Source organism: Arthrobacter sp. CAL618 (assembly GCF_000468215.1).
In the GTDB taxonomy this organism is placed as follows: domain Bacteria; phylum Actinomycetota; class Actinomycetes; order Actinomycetales; family Micrococcaceae; genus Arthrobacter_D.
Genome location: NZ_ASZW01000208.1, coordinates 19,375 through 38,348 on the forward strand (window position 1 = coordinate 19,375; position 18,974 = coordinate 38,348).

The following is an 18,974-nucleotide window of genomic DNA, read 5'->3' on the forward strand; positions in this document are numbered from 1 at the left end:
TGGCCCGGGCCGCGCTGAGCTCGCTCCCCGGGGTCATCTGCCCGGCTAGCCGGTTCTCGGCGGCGGTCTGGATATCAAACTCTCCGAACACTTCGCAGGAGACGAAAGTGTTCCTGACGATTCTGACGACTGTGCCCAGTTTCCGGAACCAGGACGGCGGGTTGGTGCGGGTGCCGGGGTCGGCGTCGGGGGTGGTCAGATCGGTGCCGGGGCCGGTGGCTTCCTCCCGCCACAGTTCCGCCGTGACCAGCGTGTCCCCGGTGCTCACTGGCGGCCAGGTCGCTTCCGCTTTCCAGAAGGTCCGCCGGACGTCGAGGGCTGGCCCCTGCCCCGTCCACCCCGACATGTCGGCGGCAGCGGTGATCACCGGGTTCCTGCCGGTGAGTGCGGGCTCCTGGCAGAGCCGTTCGATGCGAAGTTGGAGGGCATCGGCGCGGCGCCGGGCAAGCCGTTCGTTGTATTGGCGGACCGTGGGTGTGTCGGTGCCCTCGAAACTGGCGTACCCGCTGATGGAGATGGGGTGCCCGGCGGGGAGCGCCGCGAGGAGCGGGCGGAGCGTGTCGTCGGAGTCGGTGCCCTGCGTCCAGGGGGTGGCGGCACCTGCATTGGGTGCCGGGGCTGACCGGCTTTGCGCCGCGGATTCGGCTCCCGGGTCCGGTGTGTCAAAGCGGTAATAGGCGGTGGCAGCCCCCACTGTGGTGGTCCCGGGAAGCCTGGCCTGTACCGAGAAGCGTTGGCCCGGGCCGACGTTGACAGACAGCGTAGCCCCTGTCGTTGGCGCACCGCCGTCGACCCGCCATTCGGTGGTGGCCGCTGTTGCCGTGTCGACGTCGAGAGTGAGGACAACCGTCGTCGTCGTGCCCGCGACGGTTTCAGAGTCGACGCGCAGGCGCGGCGAGGCGGCCGGGACGGTACCTGTGGTGGTGCTGACGGTGCGAAGCTGGGCGTTGGTACCACCGCCCAGGACCGTGGCGAGGGCCGACGTCGTCAGGGTGAGGGTGGCGGTCTGTGGAGTGCCGCTGGTGTCCCTGACGGTGATGACGATGTTTCGGCTCGCGTCGGTGGAGAGATCGATGTCGGTGACCCTGCCGGCCGGCTGTGCGACGCCGTCGACGGTGATGGTGAAGGTGTAGGGGGCCAGCCCGCCTTCAACGTCGGCGACCATCCGGGTGAGAGGGGGCAGGGTGACGGTGCGGGTTCCGCCGGTGCCGACCGGCGAGTAGCAGCGCCCGGCCGCATCGTAGAAGCGCGCCCCGAGTTTGAGGGCTCCTGCGCCCTGGTAGGCGACGGTCAGGTCGAAGTCGCCGGACACCCCGGAGGTCGCGCCGAAGCCGATGAGGAGGTTTTTGGCACCGGCGTCGACGCAGAGGTCGCGGGCGCCGTTCGGAGCCACGAAGAGCCGGATTTCGGGGAGATAAAGGCCCTGCCATTCGGCGCCCAGGTTGAGCAGGTCGAGGACGTCGGGTGGGGTGGCGTCACCGGAGAGATCGAGCATGCCGGAGCGGAATCCGAAGCCGACCACGTCGGTGGACCCGATGAACGCGAACGGAGGCTGCATGGTGACGAAGGAGGCAATGGCGGGATCGTCGGTGCCGGTGTCGCCGAGGCCCAGGAACCTGGCGTCGGTGCCGCCGTCGTCGCCGAAGATCTGGAAGTCGACGTCCGGCAGGGTGAACGTGACGTCAGGATTCTGCGGATCCGGGACCAGCTCCCCCGGGCTGGGATGCTTGGCTCCGCGCAGGAACGGGGCCTTCAACACAATATTGCTCAGGCTCAGGTCGAGGGTGAAGTCCTCCCCGCCCAGTCCCGGGACCTGCAGTTCGAAGGTGAGGGTGGTGTTGCGGACGTCAATCCACGAGTTTTCACCGAAGGCGTCCGCTCCACCTGCAGTCGCGGCGGGGGTCCAGACCAGACGTTTGCTGACGACGTCGACGCCCAGTTTCAGCCCGGCAGCGAAGGACACCGAGCCGGTGACGGTCACACCGCCGGGGTTCGAGGGGGTTTGCTGATCGTCGACGGTGAACTCGTCGAGGGCTTCCCCGAAATCCCCGAGCTCCGTGCCATCACCGAGCAGGGGTGTGAGTGTATCCAGTAGTGAAGGCATTGCCCAGCTCCTCAGCGGATATCCAGCACGTCAGAATGGAACGATTATGGACCCGCAGTAGAAACTCGACAACCAAAACTCTTGGTTATTTAAAACGTATGTGTTAATTTATTCGATTGTATTTTTGGGCCGGCCCTTTGGGGTCGGGTTTAGCGGGTCGGGTTTAGCGGGTCGGGCGCAGCGTGTCGGCCAGCAGCGGGAGGTTGCTCTCTTCGCCCAGGATCAGTGCGGCCGCCAGTTCAGCAATCCCCGACGACGTCTGGAAACCGTAGCCGCCCTGGCCAGCCAGCCAGAAAAACCCGGCGGCTTCGGGATCAAACCCGACCACCGGCAACCCGGCTTTGGTCGAGGTTCGCAGCCCGGTCCAGGCGCGGTCGATTGAGGTGATTCCCAGGGTGGTCGCCTCATTCAACCGGTGCAGTAACGCCGTCAGGTCGGCGGCGACCGGTTGGGCGTCCTCGGGAACGCTCGGCACCGATTCGCAAGGCGAAATCAGTGCCCCTGCCCCTTCGCGCCGGAAATAGAAGCTGTCGTCGGCGGCCGCGACCATCGGTGTTCCCGGTGCCAGCTCGCCGGTCATGCGCACGACGGCGGCGGTCCGGCGGTAGGGCCGGAGCCCCTGGATTTCCACTCCGGAGATCACCGCAACCTCATCGGCCCACGCCCCCGCGGCGTTCACGAGGACCGCTGAATGAATGGCGTGCGCGCCGGCCCCGACATTCCACCCGTTTTTCAACTGTTGGGCCGAGTGGATCTTGGCCCCGGTAAGGACCGTGACACCGGCGCCGAACGCTACCTGCCGGTGGTGGTCGATCAGGGCAGCGGAATCGAGCCCCACCGAGGTGGTGTCAATGCCCGCGGCGGCGAACGTTTCCGGCCGGAGCTGCCGGCACAGGGACAGCGCTTCCTGGTGGCTGATCGCGGTCATGGCGCCACTGGAGCGTTCAGCGACGTCCTGCTCGGATCCGATCAGCATGAAGCTGCGCGGCGCAAGGAGTTGGAGGTTGTGGTCTTTTTCGGTGGTGCGCAGCAGGTCGAGGGTGCGATTGGTGAGCTGCTGCACCGCGGGAGGTCCGTAGCTGGGGATGAGTTGCCGGGCTGATCTGGAGGAGGCGTGGTAGGCGAGCTCCTGTTCGGCCTCCACGAGGACCACCGTGCAGTGCCCGGCGAGCCGCGAGGCCAGGGACAACCCGGCGATGCCGCCACCGACAATCAGAACATCAGCGTTGAGTGCCATGCCTGCAGCCTACCCGGCGGCCCGGGTCGATTCCGGGAGGACAGCAGTTCGGTGAGCAATACGGACGCCGGGGGCGTGTCACCGAACCGGGTTCACGACGCCGGCCGGGCTTGCTGGGTGCCGGGGCTGGACAGTTCGCTGGCTAGGTGGCGGCCGCGACGTCGTCGCGCGCCCCGATGAACGCCTGCACACACGCCTCGATGTCCTCGGCGCTGTGGGCGGCGGACAGCTGCACCCGGATCCGGGCGGCACCGCGAGGCACCACAGGAAAACTGAACGCCGTAACAAACACGCCGCGAACCAGCATGGCGTCGGCGGTCTTGGCCGCCAGTGCGGCGTCGCCGAACATCACCGGGATGATCGCGTGCTCGCCGTCGAGCAGTTCGAAGCCTTCCTCGGTCATCCGGCGCCGGAACAGTGCCGAGTTTTCCTCGAGTTGCGCCCGCAGGTCGGCGCTGTTCTGGACCAGGTCGAGGGCGGTGAGGGTGGCGGCGACGATTGACGGTGCCAAAGAGTTCGAGAACAGGTACGGCCGGGCACGCTGGCGAAGGAGCGCGACGATCTCGGCGTGCGCTGCGACGTAGCCGCCAGATGCCCCGCCCAGTGCCTTCCCGAAGGTACCGGTGTAGATGTCCACCCGGTTGGAGACTCCGGCGTGCTCGGGCGTGCCGGCTCCGGTTTGGCCCATGAAGCCGACCGCATGTGAATCATCCACCATGACCATCGCACCGTACTGCTCGGCGAGGTCGCAGATGGCCTCCAACGGAGCGAGGTAACCGTCCATCGAGAACACCCCGTCGGTGACGATCAGGGTCCGGCGGGCTCCTGCGGCCTCCTTGAGCTTCGCTTCCAGATCGGTCATGTCACGGTTGGCGTAGCGGTACCGCTGGGCCTTGGACAGTCGGATGCCGTCGATGATCGACGCATGGTTCAGCGCATCAGAAATCACCGCGTCTTCGGCAGTCAACAGGGACTCGAAGACCCCGCCGTTGGCGTCGAAGCACGAGGAGAACAGGATGGTGTCTTCGGTGCCAAGGAATTGTGACACCCGGGCCTCGAGTTCCAGGTGGAGATCCTGGGTGCCGCAGATGAACCGGACGGAGGCCATACCGAACCCGCGGTCATCGAGCGCCTGTTTCGCGGCGGCGATGATGTCCGGGTGATCGGCCAATCCCAGGTAGTTATTGGCGCAGAAGTTCAGTACCCGCTGGGGGGCGCCGTCGAGCGTTGCCGCTTCAATATGGTTGGACTGCGGGGAGGAAATCCGCCGCTCATTCTTGAACAGACCCGCGCTGCGGATACCGTCCAGCTCCTCGGTCAGCTGATCCTGAATGCTCGTGTACATGATGCTCCTTAGAATCCGGTCCAGTCCAGGACCACTTTGCCGCTGGCCCCGTTGCGTGCTGTATTAAAGCCCTTCTGCCACTGCGACGCGGGCAGGGTATCGGTAACCACGCTCGAGATCGCCTGCTGCAGAATTGGGTTGGACTGCAGCATGGCGCTCATGGCGTACCAGGTTTCGAACATCTCGCGGCCGTAGATGCCCTTCAGGGTGAGCATGTGCGTGACCATCTTGGCCCAGTCGATGGTGATATCGGCTGACGGCAGCCCGAGCATGGCGATCCGGCCGCCATGGTTCATGTTGTCGATCATCTCCGGCAGGGCCGTGGGGTGGCCGGACATCTCCATGCCGACGTCGAACCCTTCCCTCATCCCGAGCTTGCGCTGCGCGTCAACGATCCGGGTGGTGCTGACGTTCACGGCCAGGTCAGCACCGACGGTGAGTGCCAGATCGAGCCGGGGCTGGAAGACGTCGGTGACGGCAATGTAGCGAGCGCCAGCGTGGCGGGCGACGGCGGCAGCCATCAGTCCGATTGGTCCGGCCCCCGTTATCAGCACGTCCTCGCCGACGAGGGGGAAACTCAGGGCAGTGTGGACTGCGTTGCCGAAGGGGTCGAAGATGGCGCCCAACTCGGGGGTGATGCCTGCGGGGTGCACCCAGACGTTCGGTTCAGGTATCACCACAAACTCGGCGAAGGCGCCGTCGCGCTGTACGCCGACGCTGGCGGTCCTGATACACATTTGACGGCGACCGGCGCGGCAGTTGCGGCACGTTCCGCAGACGATATGGCCTTCACCGGAGACCCGGTCGCCCACCTTGACGTCTCGCACGCCGTTGCCGAGTTCAACCACTTCACCGTAGAACTCGTGCCCCGGAATCAGGGGTGCGTTGATGGTGCTGGCGGCCCATTGGTCCCAGGACTCGATGTGAAGATCGGTGCCACAGATCCCGGTGGTCATCACGCGGATCTTGACTTCGCCGAGACCCGGCGTCGGCTCGGGCCGGTCGACCAGTTCGAAACCGGGGTGCGGACCGGACTTGTAAAGCGCCTTCACTGAGGGGTTCCTTCCACCCGCACGCGGTAGGTAAGCGTGGTACGCCCCGGCGCGTGCAGTTCATCCTGGACGGTGCTGTGGCACCATCGTCAGCGTATCAGCCGGGTTCCGGCAAAGCCGGGTTGCGGCTGGCTAGTCCTGCAGCGCCACGCACATCACCGATGCGTCGTCCGCTGTTTCGCCGATCTCCTGCTGGGTAATGCGCAGGGTCAACATGAGCTCCTGTGCACCACCGGGGGTGCTGACCGCATCGAGGAAAGCCTCGGGGCCCGCCACCAGACCCAGATCGACTGCCCGCCAGGCACCATCCGAAGCGAGCGCCACGGTGTGCGCTTTCCTCACTGTCACCAGTCTGGCTCGCTCGGCTGCTTCGGGTTCCCGCCGGGCCACCCAGACGCCGTGCTCGGTATTACGGTCCCGCCGGGCCTGCAGGTGGTCGGCGCGTGTTCCGGTGGGTTCGCTGATCGGAACTCCAGCGTGCAGCCAACTTCCGTCGTACCGGCGGGCCACGACGTGGCAGTCGGCGAGGCTGAGCACCTGGACGCCGTCGTCGGCGGCGGTCACCAGGGAGACCGCAGCGCTGGGGAAAAAGTGGGACCGAGCGCCGACCAGCCGCTGCCCGAGCGCATCAACGGTTTTCAGTGCCGCGGACAGAACCTCGCGGGGATCCGCGGGGCCGGCGTGTTCAGCCAGCGCGAGGTTGAGGACCTGCGCGTACCAGGACGGGTTGGATGCCCCGGGCAGGTCGATCTCTGCCAGTAGGGACGTGGCGCCGTCAATCATCCACGCGGCGTTGCGCCGGTAGCCGCAGGCGTCTTCCATGATGTGGTTATCGCCCTCGGTCTGGACACGGGACAGGTGGGTCCAGACCGGCTTCTCAGCGCTCACCGTCGGCCAGCCTGTTCGCCACGAGGATCCTTTCAGGGAGAAACGGTGAGCAACCTGGACGTTCGCAGAGGTAATGTTGCCCCCTTTTTGTCCAGATTGCCCACCTCAATTGGGAGCGGCGGGTTAGCCCTCGACGCCGAGGCGCTGCAGGATCAGTTCCCGCACCCGACCGGCGTCGGCCTGGCCGCGGGTGGCTTTCATGACGCCGCCCACGATCGCGCCGACAGCCTGCACCTTGCCGCCGCGGATCTTGTCGGCGACATCGGGCTGGGCTGCCAGTGCTGCATCGATCGCCTCAAGCAGCGGACCGTCGTCGGACACGACCGCCAGCCCGCGGGCCTCGACCACCTCGGTGGGTGTGCCTTCGCCGGCGAGGACGCCGTCGAGCACCTCCCGGGACAGCTTGTCGTTGATCTTGCCGGACTCGATCAGCGAGTTCAGTTCGACGATCAGCTCGGGGGTGACACCCAGCTCGGACGGCTCGACGTCGGCCACCTTCGCCCGGCGGGAAATCTCGCCCATCCACCATTTACGGGCGACGGCGGGTTTGACTCCGGCAGCGATGGTGTCCTCGATGGAGGACATCACACCGGCGTTGACGACGTCACGGAACTCGGCGTCGGAGTAGCCCCAATCCTGCTGCAGCCGTTTGCGGCGTTCGGCCGGTGGCTCGGGCAGTTCGGAGCGGAGCCGCTCGATCCACTCCTCGGTGGTGACGATAGGCACCAGATCGGGTTCGGGGAAATAGCGGTAGTCGTCGGCGTCGGACTTGGGACGGCCCGACGTCGTCGAGCGGGTGTCCTCGTGCCAGTGGCGGGTTTCCTGGATGATGGCGATCCCGGAATCGAGCACCGCTGCGTGGCGCTGGATCTCATACCGGACGGCGTGCTCGACGGCGCGCAGCGAGTTCACGTTCTTCGTCTCGGTGCGGGTGCCGAACTTCTCCTGCCCCTTGGGCTTGAGGGAGACGTTCGCGTCACAGCGGACGTTGCCGCGTTCCATTTTGGCGTCAGACACGCCAAGGTTTTTGACGATCTCGCGGATCGCAGCGACGTACGCCTTCGCCAGCTCGGGAGCGCGGGCACCGGCACCGACAATCGGCTTGGTGACAATTTCCACGAGGGGCACTCCGGCGCGGTTGTAGTCCACAAGGGAGAACTCGGCGCCCTGGATCCGACCGGTGGAGCCACCCATGTGGGTCAGCTTTCCGGCGTCCTCTTCCATATGGGCGCGCTCAATCTCGACGGTGAACACGGTGCCGTCAGCCAGCTCAATGTCAATGGACCCGTCATAGGCGATCGGGTCCTCGAACTGGGAGGTCTGGAAGTTCTTCGGTGTGTCCGGGTAGAAATAGTTCTTCCGGGCGAAGTAGCACTTCTCGGCGATCTTGCAGCCCAGCGCCAGCCCGATCTTGATGGAAGACTCCACCGCCACCCGGTTCACTACCGGCAGCACACCCGGCAGACCAAGGTCCACCGGGGTGACGTTGGTGTTGGGGGTGTCACCAAACGCGTTGGGTGCCGAGGAGAACATTTTGGTCTGGGTGTTCAACTCCACATGGACCTCGAAGCCCAGCACCGGATCATACTTCTCGAGGGCTTCCTCGAAGGTCAGAATGTCTTCAGTTGCCATAGCCATCAGTTGGTTCCTCCTGCAGTGCTAGTCTCCACGCGGTCGGCTGCGCCGCCGGACCGCAAAGCGTCAGGCCTCAGCTCCGGAGCGCGATCCAGCAGCGGACCGCCCCAGCTGGCTTCGAGCAGTGATTCCAGCACCGCGCCCACCCGGTACAGCCGGGCGTCCTGGCGGGCGGGAGCCAACAGCTGGATACCGACGGGCAGCCCATCCTCGTCGGCGAGGCCGCCGGGCAGGGACAGCCCGGGTATGCCTGCCATGTTCGCTGGGATAGTGGCTACGTCGTTCAGGTACATGGCCAGCGGATCGTCGAGCTTCTCCCCCAGCTTGAAGGCAGTGGTCGGCGAAGTCGGGGAGATCAGGATGTCGGCCTGCTTGAAGGCCGCATCGAAGTCCCGCTGAATCAGCGTGCGGACCTTCTGCGCCGAGCCGTAATAGGCGTCGTAGTAGCCGGCGCTTAGCGCATAGGTGCCCAGGATGATGCGCCGTTTGACCTCGTCACCGAAGCCTGCGGCACGCGTGGCGCCCATGACACGTTCGATGGTGGGTGCGCCGTCGGGCACCACCCGAAGACCAAACCGGACGCCGTCGTACTTGGCAAGGTTTGAGGACGCCTCGGAGGGCATGATCAGGTAATAGGCGCCCAGCGCGTACTCGAAATTGGGGCAGGACACCTCGACAATCTCGGCGCCCGCACCACGGAGCAGTTCCAACGATTCCTGGAACCGGGTCAGCACACCGGACTGGTACCCCTCGCCCTGCAGTTCCTTGATGACGCCGATGCGCATGCCGTCTACGTTGCCCATTCGGGCAGCCTCGACGAGCGCACCGAGAGGGTCGGTGAGGGAGGTGGAGTCGTTGGGGTCGTGACCGCCAATGACCTCGTGGAGCAGCGCCGAGTCCAGCACGGTCCGCGAAACGGGGCCAATTTGGTCCAGCGACGACGCCATCGCGATGGCACCGTACCGAGAAACTCCGCCGTAGGTCGGCTTCACGCCGACCGTGCCGGTGACAGCGCCGGGCTGGCGGATGGAACCGCCGGTATCGGTGCCAAGCGCGAGCGGCACCTCGAAAGCGGCGACGGCGGCAGCTGAGCCACCGCCCGATCCGCCGGGGATTCGATCCAGATCCCACGGGTTACGGGTGGGGCCATACGCCGAGTGCTCGGTTGAGGAGCCCATGGCGAACTCGTCCAGGTTGGTCTTGCCGAGGATGGGCATACCCGCGGCCCGGAGTCGGCGGATCACTGTGGCGTCGTAGGGGCTGTGCCAGCCTTCAAGGATCTTCGAGCCGGCGGTGGTGGGCTGGCCCTTGGTGACGATGAGGTCCTTGACCGCGATCGGAACGCCGGCCAGCGGGTGGAGGTCCTCGGACTTGGCACGAGCCTGATCCACTTCGGCGGCGACGGCGAGCGCCTCGTCGGTATTGACGTGCAGGAAGGCGTGGACACCGTCGTCGCCGCCGTCCACGTGGGCAATCCGGTCGAGGTGAGCCTGAGTGGCTTCAACGGCCGAGATTTCCCTGGCAACGAGTTTCTGGGCGAGCGCCGCGGCGCTGAGCCGAATCAGTTCAGTCATGGGTTACTCCCCGTCCAGGATGGCTGGGACCTTGAAGCGTCCGTCAGCGTTGTCGGGTGCACCGGAGAGGGCTTCCTCGTTGGTGAGGGTCTCACCGATCACGTCTTCGCGGTACACGTTGCTCAGCGGAATGGGGTGGCTGGTGGTGGGGATGTCATCGCCTGCCACCTCGCTGACCCGCTTGATCGAGTCAACAATTACTGCCAGCTCACCGGTCATCCGGTCCAGCTCTTCGGCGCTCATGTCGATGTGGGCAAGCCGCGCCAGATGCGCAACGTCCTCACGGTTGATCTCAGCCATAAATCTCCCATGGTCAATGAATTGGTGTTTGGTTCCAGTCTACGTGCGGTGCACGCCCCGACCGATTCGGCCTGGCACGGGGAACACTGCGGTTCAGGCTCCGGGCAAGGGTGGGGCGGTGGCCTGGTAGGTGTGGCCGGTGGGTGTAGTGACGCGGAGGGTGTGGCGGGATCCTGGATGTGGTCCTGCCGTCCAGCCGGGTCGTTCCTTGGTGTGGTTGCAGGCTTCACAAAGCCCTGCCCCGTTCGCCACCGAGGTAGGTCCATCCTTGTGCCAGGGGATGATGTGGTCATAATGCCGGATCGGCGCGTCGCAGTAAGGGGTGCGGCAGGTGGCGTCGCGAGCGCTGATGAACCTGCGTTGCGCCGGGGTGAAGAGCCGTGCTTTGGAGTCCATGGCCACCAGGTCTGCGGTTGTTGGGGCCGTGTAGAGGCGACGAAGCCACACTTCGAAGGTCGGGGGCCCCTGGTCAGAGTGTTCCTCAGAGCCGTGCGGTGTCGCAGATCTGTTGTCGCTCCGTGAAGGCGAAGGTATCGCACCGGGGTGGATGAGGTCTCGGGCCCACGCTGACGGGACGATGCCGTAGCCGGGGATCCGGGCTGGTTCGCTATCGCCCTGAAAAAGGGACCGGTCGGTCATGATGACCTGCAGCTCGACCCGGGAGACGCCCCCGGGTGTCCCGGTGACCCGCTCGACGAGGGCATCGGCCATGAGCTGACCCCGGGACCGGGTGTCCCCGGTGGCCCGTGCCGTATCAGCGTGCCTGGTCAACGCGGCGTAGGCGGCCACGGCGTTTTTCACCGGCAACAACGCACTGAGGTAAGCCATCGTGTCCGGTGCCGGCCGAATGCTCACGAACCGTTCATTTGCCGCGTGGGCAGCCCGGTTGACCACGGCGCGCGGGTCCCTGCGGTAGCTTGCGGTCCGGGCCGCGGCGATGATGGCCTTGTCGCCCTGCCCCTCAAATGTCCCGGTGTCGGGGCAGAGTTCCTCGTCGACGGCGGACCGGTCAGCGGCGGACAGGCACGCGGTTTCCTTCACGATCAACGTTGCGCGCCATTCATTCAGCTGCCCGTTATGCAGGGCCGCCAACGTATGCGGCATCTCCGTCACCAGCGCCCTCGCGAGCCCAAGGAGACGGCTGCCGCGGGCTGGGGATTCACGCCGGGCCAGTGCGATCTGCGCGCTGACACCCTTCCCCTGCTCCGCAGCGGGTGTCCCGGCCTTGGCTTGGGTTTGGCGTTCCAGCACGTCAACGGCGACGGAGATCTGGGCCTGCACCCCAGCGATCGCCGATTTCAAATCCTCCAGGTCACGTAGCTGATCGATCAGCCCCGCAGCGTTGGCAGCTGGCCGAAGCGCCCCTAAAGCTACAGCCAATGCTCGTGTGGAACCCACACCAGCACCCACACCCGCACCCGCACCAGGGGTTTTCGACCCCCAGCCACCCGCAACAGGGGAACCCGTAGTGGCCTTCTCGCCACGACCCGCAGCGCCGCGCGGAGCCGTTGCCTGAGAGGTAAATCCCCTCCTGCTCAACGATGGAGCTGCGCGTCCGTCCATACCTCAATAGTCCCAAACGCCCGCCGATAGGTCAGGAGCTTTCGGGCTTATGTGGATAAATCTCTCGAACAAATATTCGACACTAAAGCGTGCGCAGACACCCCCTGGGTGACACCCCGCGCGCCAAGCCAGCAGTTGCTTTCCTCGGTGGAAAGTGATTACACTTTCCATCATGGAAAACAACTTGCCTCCGTCGTCGCCGGGCCAGTCGGACTCGGCCGCCGCCCTGCTGGCCGACGTCGATAGTGACCGCTCAGCTCTCATCTCGCGCATGAACACACCACGATGGGTTGCCCCTACGTTCGGCGCCATTGCCGCCGTCTGTGTCGCTTCGCCCGCAGCCGGAGACAACCGCTCGGGCAACTCGGCCCTGCTGATCATCGTCGGAATCATGGTTGTCTATCTGTATCATCGGGCGACCGGCGTCAAACTCGGCAGCATCGGTTGGGAGGCCTGGCTGATCTACGCCGCCACCCTGATTTCCTGCCTGCTGCTGCTCAGCGTCTCCTTGGGGCTTGTCTCTCTCGAACTGCACTGGTGGGTTGCTGCGCCCACCGTAGCCGCTTTCGGCGCTGGCACTATCGGAGCCCACTACTTCACGCGAAGCGCCCTGAGCCGGATCCGCCATGCCCGCTGATCTGTCCGAAACAAACGGCGGCGTCTTCAACGAACTGATTCATGCCCCACTACGGTTCCGAATTTGCGGACTTCTACGCAATGTTAAAAGCGCCGACTTCTCAGCGATTCGTGACTCACTCGCTGTTGGGGATGCTGCGCTGTCCAAACATCTGAAGGTTTTGGTCGACGGTGGTTTTGTGTCGATGACCAAGTCATCATCGGTCGGGCGCCCGGATGCCCGGCGAATCAGCTGGCTCTCTTTGACCCCCCAGGGTAGGAGTGCTTTTGATTCCCACCTCGCCGCCCTCCGCGCGATTGCCACAGGAGTCATCGACGACGGCGACTGACCCGTCGCACACTCTGCCGCCATTCGCCCTGAACCGCTGGGCGGCGCTTGAACACCGTCGCGTGACAGACAAACTTGACGCTCTGATGTCGCTGCAGCCCGGGAATATTGCAACCGGCCGGGGGGTTACTTTTCGAGTAACCACATGGAAAGAGAGTTAGTTATGCGTGCGATTCGTCAGCACACCTTCGGGGAACCCTGGGATGTCCTCCAGGTCGATGAAGTCACCACCCCAGAACCCGGTCCAGGGCAGGTGCGGGTACGCACCCTCCTGTCCCCCATTCACAACCACGATCTCTGGACCGTCCGCGGAACCTATGGCTTCAAACCCGAGCTTCCCGCCCAGGCGGGCTCTGAGGCAGTAGGAGTCATTGACGCTTTGGGTGACGACGTCGAGCACCTCTCCTTGGGACAGCGCGTCGCTACCGGTGGGACGTTCGGCGTCTGGGCCGAGTTCTTCATCGCCCAGGCACAGGGTCTGGTACCCGTCGATGAAGGTGCAACCGATGAAGTTGCGTCCCAACTGGTCTCAATGCCATTCTCCGCCATCGCACTACTCGACTGGCTCAACCTCACCGAGGGTGACTGGATCATCCAGAACGCCGCAAACGGCGCCGTCGGACGCCTGATCGCCCAGCTCGCTCCTACCCGCGGCATCAACGTCGTCGGCCTCGTCCGCCGTGACGCGGGCGTCGACGAACTCGCAGCTCAGGGTATCGAACGGATCGTTTCCACCGAGACCGCAGGCTGGGAGGACCGGGTCGCTGAACTCACGGGGGGCGCCAAGATTGTCGCCGGCGTGGATTCGGTGGGCGGCGACGCCAGCAACGAGGTGCTGTCGCAGCTCGGCGAGAATGGCACGCTCGTGGTGTTCGGAGCGATGGGTGGAGGCACCATGACATTGAGTTCCGGCTCGATCATCTTCAAGAACCTGACGGTCAAGGGCTTCTGGGGCAGCACCGTGATGCGCGAGCTACCAGCCGGTCGTCGCGGCGAGCTGTTCAGCGAACTGCTGCTCCGGGTCAACGACGGCACCCTCTCCTTCCCCATCGAAGCTGCCTACACTCTGGATCAGGTGCAGGAAGCCTCCCGGGCAAACTTCGTGGCGGGCCGCAAGGGCAAGGTCATGATCCGGCCGTAGCTTGTCCCACCGGTGCAGGTCTTCCCATCTTCCGGGAGACCTGCACGGCCGGGAGACTTGCACGGTCGCGGTGGCTCTAGAGGGACAATCTGAACACCCAGAGCAGGATTTCCTCGTCGCGCACCCACCAGTCGCGTTCGGGTTGACGCTCGAAACCCAGCGAATGATACAGAGCATGGGCGCGGGTCATGTCGGAGCCGCTGGTCAGGCTGACCGCCGTGATTCCGTCCAGCGAACGGGCATGCTCAATGATCGCCTCAACCATCAACCGGCCCACCCCGCCGCGCTGAACCGTCGGGTCCACCGCCAGCATCCTGAACTCCAGCTCGCCGGTGACCGCAATGTCGGTATACCGCTGCCCCTCGAACGTGATGGCCACCGAGGCAACGACGACGCCCGCGCGCTCCGCCACCCAGATTTCGGCGTGCTCGGCGCGGTGTTCGACGTCGGCCAGCACCCGCATGTACGGATGATCGGGAGCCTCGAAGTACCCCGCCTCAAGGTAGGCAGCACACGTGATGCGGCGGACGTCGTCGTAATCCGTCTCGGTGACGGGACGGATCGTGAGGTCAGTTGGAGCGTGGGAGTTCATCAAATCCTCATCAGGGAACAAACGGGGACGACGCCGAAACGTTGCCTTTCAATTCTGCCTCACCCCGGACAGATCGTTCAGCCGCGCTACTGGGCTGAGACTTCGCTGCCACCTGGACCATGACAACCCTGCCACGGACCGGCGGCAGCAAATCCAGTTCAGGGACCAGCGTGGACGGTCACTGACACCTCGCCACAGACTGGCGCCCTGAAATACCCCACGAGTAGTCCCGTTGCCTGAAATACCGCCCCCAGATCAGCCATTCACCCATCGTAATGGGGGTCTTGATAGGCAAGCCTGTGCTTGCCTATACTGATGGTTATGGTTGACGTGTTCCGGGCTCTCGACGACGAAACCAGACGCACCATTCTCGATGAGCTGTCGTCGCGCGACGGTCAGACCCTGTTCGAGATCTGCTCGATACTCGCCATGCGCCACAACCTCAGCCTGACCCGCCAAGCCATCTCCCAGCACCTGGGTGTCCTTGAATCGGCCAGGCTCGTTGCGACCGAGCGTCGGGGACGCTCCAAGTTCCACTACTTTAATCCCGCACCACTTGCCGAAATTGCCGATCGCTGGCCTATTCAAAAGAGGATCCAATGAAAATTGCACTGACCAGCCTGTTCGTCGACGACCAGCGGGCGGCACTGGCGTTCTACACCGACGTCCTCGGCTTCACCAAGGGCCACGACATCCCGTTGGGTGATGACTTTTGGCTCACCGTTCGGTCACCCGAATCCCCGGACAGCCCAGAGCTTCTCCTGGAGCCGGCCAGCCACCCCGCGGTGAAACCGTACCGTGACGCGCTGACGGAGGATGGCATTCCCTTGGCCCAATTCGCGGTTGAGGATCTCACCTCCGAGTACGCCAGATTGACGGGCCGCGGCGTGGTGTTTACCCAGCCGCCCACCGACATCGGAACCGCCCTGATGGCCGTCTTCGACGACACTTGCGGCAATCTGATTCAGCTGATCGAAATGAAGCAGGCTTGAAGGGCGGCAACCAGCCGATGACCACCGCTGGTGCCTGGGTCGCCTCCGCTGTTGCTACCATTTCGCGTATCCAGTAGCGCCGATCCGGGAGGGCGCCTCCTCCCGAACAGTACAGAGGAGAGGCGTCATGAGCGAAGCACGCAGGCGGGAACTAGGGGACACCGATGCCCCGGTCGAGGACGAACTGAAGGAATCCTTCGATAGCACTGTTGAGGAGGGTGCCGAGCGGCTGCAACGGACCTTCCGGAACATCCTTGTTACGGGTGTTTTTGGCGGTTTCGAGATAGGCCTCGGCATCATGGCTTACCTTGCTGTGCTGCACGAGACGGACAATCATCTCCTCGCGGGCCTTGCGTTCAGCGTGGGCCTCGTTGCCCTTTTCCTGGCACATAGCGAACTGTTCACCGAAAACTTCCTGATGCCGGTCGCAGCCGTCGTCGCGAAAGAAGGCAGTCTGCTTCAGCTGGTCAAACTCTGGGGCGGCACCCTGGTGGCCAATCTGGTCAGCGGCTGGGCATTCGTCTGGATTGTCATGCAGGCCTTCCCTGAGTGGACCGGGACAGTCGCCGAGAGCGCCCACCACTTCATCGACGCGCCGTTCTCCATGCAGGTTGTGGCCCTGGCGGTGCTCGGCGGCAGCACCATTACGCTGATGAGCCGAATGCAGCAAGGGACCTCGAATGACGTCGCCAAGATCGTCGCGACGGTGATCGGCGGATTCCTCCTTGCGGGTCTGCAACTGTTCCACAGCATCCTGGATTCGCTGCTCATTTTCGCCGCGATCCATTCCGGCGCGGCCATCACTTACCTGGAATGGCTTGGCTGGTTTGGGTACACCCTGGCCTTCAATATGCTCGGTGGACTCCTGCTTGTTACGCTGCTGCGGCTCGTGCGCACCAAGGAACTGATCGAGAAGCGTCGCGACGAGGCTCCGGAAAACCCTGACGCACCCCACGAGAGTTGACGACGTCGGAGCGCCGGCAGTCAGGCGCGGCGGTAGCCGGTGCCGTCCGGCCGGCGGACCAGGTGGCCGTAATCGACCAATGCCCGGCGCAAGGTCGGGATATCACGGGTCACCGTAGCCAGGACGAGGCCTGGTCCGGGCTGTCGCTGCTTCTCATCCCGGGGCAATTCCATCCGGGGCGGCGGTGAGCGCCGTCACCCTGCCGACCAGATCGGGCGAACCGGCAACGGTGAACGCCATGAACCGCTCGGCCTCGTCCGGGCCGCCGGCGAGCGCCGTGGTGAGCTCGGGGCGGAGCACCGTGGCACCCGCCTCCTCGGCGATCAGGGCACCGGCGGCCCAGTCGTGTTCGTTCAGACCGCGTTCCACGTATCCGTCGAGGGTGCCGTCGGCGACCATGCACAGGTCAAGGGCCGCCGACCCGATCCGTCGGATATCGCCAAACCCCTCCATGAGTGAGGCCAGCTCCCCCACTTGCTGGACCCGGGCTTCGGCGTCGTAAGTGAATCCTGTGCCGAGCAGCGTGCCCTTACGGCCCACCTCTGGCCCTTCCAAGCGGACGATCCGGCCGTGATCCCGCAGCCAGGCCCCCTGGCCGCGGGCAGCCCAGTAGATCCGGTCCAGCGCTGGGGCGTGCACCACCCCGGCCAGCCAGCGGCCGTCAGCGTCGGCTGCCGCGACCGAGGTGCAGTAGTAGACAATGTTGCGGATGAAATTGGTGGTCCCATCCAGCGGGTCGATGGACCATCGCACCTGTCCGGCTCCCGTCGTGCGATCGGGGACCGTGGTTCCCAGCTCTTCGCCGGTGATCACATCGTGGGGTCGTGACCGGGAAATCACATCCCGGACGGCGCGTTCGGCTGCCACATCGAAGGCGGTCACCCAGTCGCTGTCCGAGCTCTTGTTCTGCGCGCCGAGCGTCTCGATACTGCGCCGCGCCAAAACGTCGGCCCCCGCCGAGGCAGCCTGCTTCGCCAGGTGCAGCAGTTCCGTCGGGGATACGTTCACGCTGGGCCCTCCTGGAGTAGCCGGGTGAAGCCGTCCTCGTCCAGCACGGTCAACCCGAGCGCTTCGGCCTTGTCGAGTTTGGTGCCAGCGTTTTCCCCGGCCACCACATAGTGGGTGTTTTTCGAGACTGAACCGGATGCCTTGCCGCCACGCTGGATGATCGCTTCCTTCGCCTCGTCGCGGCTGTAGCGTTCCAGCGAGCCGGTGACGACGACGGTCATGCCCTCCAGGGTGCGCGGCATGGAGGTGTCGACGTCGTCCTCCATCCGCACCCCAGCGGCAGCCCACGAATCGATGATCTCCCGATGCCAGTCTTCGGCAAACCATTCGGTGAGCGCTGCGGCAATGGTGGGGCCGACGCCGTCGACGTTCGCCAACTCCTCCTCCGAGGCCGCGCGGATCCGTTCCATCGACCCGAACGCGGTGGCCAGGGCACGCGAGGCGGTAGGCCCGACATGCCGGACGGACAGGGCGACCAGGACCCGNCCACAGTGGCTGCTGCTTCGCCTTCTCCAGTTCGGTGAACAGCCGGCGCGTGTTGGCGCTGGGTTCGGACGGTTTCTTGGCGGTGCCCTTGGTGTAGAAGTAGGGCACCAGTTCCTTGCCGACCACTTCCCCCTTGACCCGCTTGTCACGCAGGATCCGCACATCGGCGAGCGCCTCGGGTGTGAGGTCAAACAGTTGAGCCTCGGACGTCAGCGGCGGCTCCTCCGGTTCGGCGGGCTGGGTCAGGGCGATTGCCGCTTCCCAGCCCAGGGCCTCAATGTCGAAGCCTCCGCGTCCGGCCAGGTGGAACACGCGTTCCCTCAGCTGCGAGGGGCAGGACCGGGCGTTGGGGCAACGGATGTCGACGTCGCCCTCCTTCGCCGGCGCCAGGGGGGTCCCGCAGGACGGGCACTCGGTGGGCATCACGAATTCGCGTTCGGTACCATCACGGAGCGCGACGACGGGGCCCACGATTTCCGGGATGACATCACCGGCCTTGCGGAGGACCACCATGTCGCCGATCAGGATCCCCTTGGCCTTCACCACGTCCTGGTTGTGCAGGGTGGCCATTTCGACGGTGGAGCCCGCCACCTTGACCGGCTCCATCATCCCGAACGGGGTGACCCGGCCGGTGCGGCCCACGTTCACCCGGATATCCAGCAGCCGGGTGTTGACCTCTTCCGGTGGGTATTTGAAGGCCACCGACCAGCGGGGCACACGCGAGGTGTGGCCCAGTGCCCGCTGCAGGCCGAAGTCGTCCACCTTGACGACGATGCCGTCGATCTCGTGGAACAGGTCGTGCCGGTGCGTGCCGTAGTGCTCAATGAACTCGACCACCGCCGGGGCGTCGTCGAGCACCTTGAAATAGGGCGAGGTGGGCAGTCCCCACTCCTTCAGCAGGCGGTAGGTCTCCGACTGGGACTGGGCTGCCAGGCCTTCGCGGACGCCGATACCGTGCACGTACATGTCCAGGGGCCGCTCGGCCGTCAGCGCCGGGTCCTTCTGGCGCAGGGATCCCGCCGCCGCGTTGCGGGGGTTGGCGAACGGTGCCTTGCCTGCGGCGACCATCCTCTCGTTGAGTTGGGCGAACGCAGCCGACGGGAAAAACACCTCGCCGCGCACCTCCATC

At 65.1% G+C, this 18,974-nt stretch carries 18 protein-coding genes and 1 pseudogene; 6 read left to right on the forward strand and 13 right to left on the reverse strand.

The genetic code is table 11. The features are described 5' to 3' along the window. Positions 1 to 2,267 precede the first annotated feature (2,267 nt). From K728_RS0112540 to K728_RS0112575, 8 genes are all read right to left on the reverse strand, one after another. Complete coding sequence (locus K728_RS0112540; RefSeq protein WP_024476933.1) at positions 2,268 to 3,341, reverse strand: NAD(P)/FAD-dependent oxidoreductase; 1,074 nt, start codon at positions 3,339 to 3,341, stop codon at positions 2,268 to 2,270. A gap of 142 nt (positions 3,342 to 3,483) precedes the next feature. After that, positions 3,484 to 4,686, reverse strand: coding sequence for a glycine C-acetyltransferase (locus tag K728_RS0112545; protein WP_024476934.1), 1,203 nt, complete (start codon positions 4,684 to 4,686; stop codon positions 3,484 to 3,486). Positions 4,687 to 4,694: 8 nt separating this feature from the next. Then, positions 4,695 to 5,738 carry an L-threonine 3-dehydrogenase gene (tdh, locus tag K728_RS0112550; RefSeq protein WP_024476935.1) on the reverse strand — a complete coding sequence of 348 codons (1,044 nt, stop codon included), beginning with the start codon at positions 5,736 to 5,738 and terminating at the stop codon, positions 4,695 to 4,697. Positions 5,739 to 5,870: 132 nt separating this feature from the next. Then, on the reverse strand, positions 5,871 to 6,626 hold the full coding sequence (locus tag K728_RS0112555) for a hypothetical protein (protein ID WP_024476936.1): 756 nt from the start codon (positions 6,624 to 6,626) through the stop codon (positions 5,871 to 5,873). Positions 6,627 to 6,749: 123 nt separating this feature from the next. Next, complete coding sequence (gene gatB / locus K728_RS0112560) at positions 6,750 to 8,258, reverse strand: Asp-tRNA(Asn)/Glu-tRNA(Gln) amidotransferase subunit GatB (protein WP_024476937.1); 1,509 nt, start codon at positions 8,256 to 8,258, stop codon at positions 6,750 to 6,752. Between the two features lie 5 nt (positions 8,259 to 8,263). Then, positions 8,264 to 9,835, reverse strand: a complete 1,572-nt coding sequence (gene gatA / locus K728_RS0112565; RefSeq protein WP_024476938.1) for an Asp-tRNA(Asn)/Glu-tRNA(Gln) amidotransferase subunit GatA — start codon at positions 9,833 to 9,835, stop codon at positions 8,264 to 8,266. A 3-nt stretch (positions 9,836 to 9,838) separates the two neighbouring features. Continuing rightward, positions 9,839 to 10,135 carry an Asp-tRNA(Asn)/Glu-tRNA(Gln) amidotransferase subunit GatC gene (gene gatC / locus K728_RS0112570; RefSeq protein ID WP_019483572.1) on the reverse strand — a complete coding sequence of 99 codons (297 nt, stop codon included), beginning with the start codon at positions 10,133 to 10,135 and terminating at the stop codon, positions 9,839 to 9,841. Positions 10,136 to 10,228: 93 nt separating this feature from the next. Continuing rightward, positions 10,229 to 11,698, reverse strand: a complete 1,470-nt coding sequence (locus K728_RS0112575) for an HNH endonuclease (RefSeq protein WP_035748025.1) — start codon at positions 11,696 to 11,698, stop codon at positions 10,229 to 10,231. A gap of 154 nt (positions 11,699 to 11,852) precedes the next feature. Here K728_RS0112575 and K728_RS0112580 point away from each other — a divergent pair, with 154 nt between their 5' ends. From K728_RS0112580 to K728_RS0112590, 3 genes are all read left to right on the forward strand, one after another. Continuing rightward, on the forward strand, positions 11,853 to 12,335 hold the full coding sequence (locus K728_RS0112580; RefSeq protein WP_193353935.1) for a hypothetical protein: 483 nt from the start codon (positions 11,853 to 11,855) through the stop codon (positions 12,333 to 12,335). Further along, positions 12,325 to 12,663, forward strand: coding sequence for a transcriptional regulator (locus tag K728_RS0112585; protein ID WP_019483575.1), 339 nt, complete (start codon positions 12,325 to 12,327; stop codon positions 12,661 to 12,663). The genes K728_RS0112580 and K728_RS0112585 overlap by 11 nt, the downstream gene beginning before the upstream one ends. Positions 12,664 to 12,825: 162 nt before the next feature. Further along, entirely contained in the window at positions 12,826 to 13,803 is a 978-nt protein-coding gene (locus K728_RS0112590; protein ID WP_024476940.1) for a zinc-binding dehydrogenase, read from the forward strand. A 76-nt stretch (positions 13,804 to 13,879) separates the two neighbouring features. Here K728_RS0112590 and K728_RS0112595 read toward each other — a convergent pair whose 3' ends face one another. Continuing rightward, complete coding sequence (locus K728_RS0112595; protein WP_024476941.1) at positions 13,880 to 14,395, reverse strand: GNAT family N-acetyltransferase; 516 nt, start codon at positions 14,393 to 14,395, stop codon at positions 13,880 to 13,882. Positions 14,396 to 14,710: 315 nt separating this feature from the next. Here K728_RS0112595 and K728_RS0112600 point away from each other — a divergent pair, with 315 nt between their 5' ends. From K728_RS0112600 to K728_RS0112610, 3 genes are all read left to right on the forward strand, one after another. Continuing rightward, positions 14,711 to 14,998, forward strand: coding sequence for an ArsR/SmtB family transcription factor (locus K728_RS0112600; RefSeq protein ID WP_443110977.1), 288 nt, complete (start codon positions 14,711 to 14,713; stop codon positions 14,996 to 14,998). Next, complete coding sequence (locus K728_RS0112605) at positions 14,995 to 15,387, forward strand: VOC family protein (protein WP_019483579.1); 393 nt, start codon at positions 14,995 to 14,997, stop codon at positions 15,385 to 15,387. Before K728_RS0112600 ends, K728_RS0112605 begins: the two co-directional genes overlap by 4 nt. A gap of 127 nt (positions 15,388 to 15,514) precedes the next feature. Beyond that, a complete protein-coding gene (locus tag K728_RS0112610) occupies positions 15,515 to 16,351 on the forward strand; it encodes a formate/nitrite transporter family protein (RefSeq protein WP_019483580.1) in 837 nt (278 codons plus the stop codon). A gap of 20 nt (positions 16,352 to 16,371) precedes the next feature. Here K728_RS0112610 and K728_RS21965 read toward each other — a convergent pair whose 3' ends face one another. The 4 genes and pseudogenes from K728_RS21965 to ligA form a co-directional block, all read right to left on the reverse strand. Then, complete coding sequence (locus tag K728_RS21965) at positions 16,372 to 16,524, reverse strand: DUF2087 domain-containing protein (RefSeq protein WP_083850941.1); 153 nt, start codon at positions 16,522 to 16,524, stop codon at positions 16,372 to 16,374. Next, positions 16,505 to 17,359, reverse strand: a complete 855-nt coding sequence (locus tag K728_RS0112620) for an inositol monophosphatase family protein (RefSeq protein WP_024476942.1) — start codon at positions 17,357 to 17,359, stop codon at positions 16,505 to 16,507. Before K728_RS0112620 ends, K728_RS21965 begins: the two co-directional genes overlap by 20 nt. Continuing rightward, on the reverse strand, positions 17,356 to 18,009 hold the full coding sequence (locus K728_RS21970; RefSeq protein WP_443110980.1) for a helix-hairpin-helix domain-containing protein: 654 nt from the start codon (positions 18,007 to 18,009) through the stop codon (positions 17,356 to 17,358). Before K728_RS21970 ends, K728_RS0112620 begins: the two co-directional genes overlap by 4 nt. After that, a pseudogene (gene ligA, locus K728_RS19385) lies at positions 17,906 to 18,973 on the reverse strand (NAD-dependent DNA ligase LigA); the annotation flags it as partial. The gene K728_RS21970 and the pseudogene ligA, both read right to left, overlap by 104 nt. Position 18,974 lies beyond the last annotated feature (1 nt).

Coding starts and splice junctions, on each gene's coding strand:
- gatA (WP_024476938.1), bottom strand. CDS start 9,835: ATGACTGAACTGATTCGGCTCAGCGCCGCGGCGCTCGCCCAGAAACTC.
- K728_RS0112610 (WP_019483580.1), top strand. CDS start 15,515: ATGAGCGAAGCACGCAGGCGGGAACTAGGGGACACCGATGCCCCGGTC.
- K728_RS0112575 (WP_035748025.1), bottom strand. CDS start 11,698: ATGGACGGACGCGCAGCTCCATCGTTGAGCAGGAGGGGATTTACCTCT.
- gatC (WP_019483572.1), bottom strand. CDS start 10,135: ATGGCTGAGATCAACCGTGAGGACGTTGCGCATCTGGCGCGGCTTGCC.
- K728_RS0112540 (WP_024476933.1), bottom strand. CDS start 3,341: ATGGCACTCAACGCTGATGTTCTGATTGTCGGTGGCGGCATCGCCGGG.
- K728_RS0112590 (WP_024476940.1), top strand. CDS start 12,826: ATGCGTGCGATTCGTCAGCACACCTTCGGGGAACCCTGGGATGTCCTC.
- K728_RS21965 (WP_083850941.1), bottom strand. CDS start 16,524: ATGGAATTGCCCCGGGATGAGAAGCAGCGACAGCCCGGACCAGGCCTC.
- K728_RS0112600 (WP_443110977.1), top strand. CDS start 14,711: ATGGTTATGGTTGACGTGTTCCGGGCTCTCGACGACGAAACCAGACGC.
- gatB (WP_024476937.1), bottom strand. CDS start 8,258: ATGGCAACTGAAGACATTCTGACCTTCGAGGAAGCCCTCGAGAAGTAT.
- K728_RS0112585 (WP_019483575.1), top strand. CDS start 12,325: ATGCCCGCTGATCTGTCCGAAACAAACGGCGGCGTCTTCAACGAACTG.
- K728_RS0112605 (WP_019483579.1), top strand. CDS start 14,995: ATGAAAATTGCACTGACCAGCCTGTTCGTCGACGACCAGCGGGCGGCA.
- K728_RS0112545 (WP_024476934.1), bottom strand. CDS start 4,686: ATGTACACGAGCATTCAGGATCAGCTGACCGAGGAGCTGGACGGTATC.
- K728_RS0112595 (WP_024476941.1), bottom strand. CDS start 14,395: ATGAACTCCCACGCTCCAACTGACCTCACGATCCGTCCCGTCACCGAG.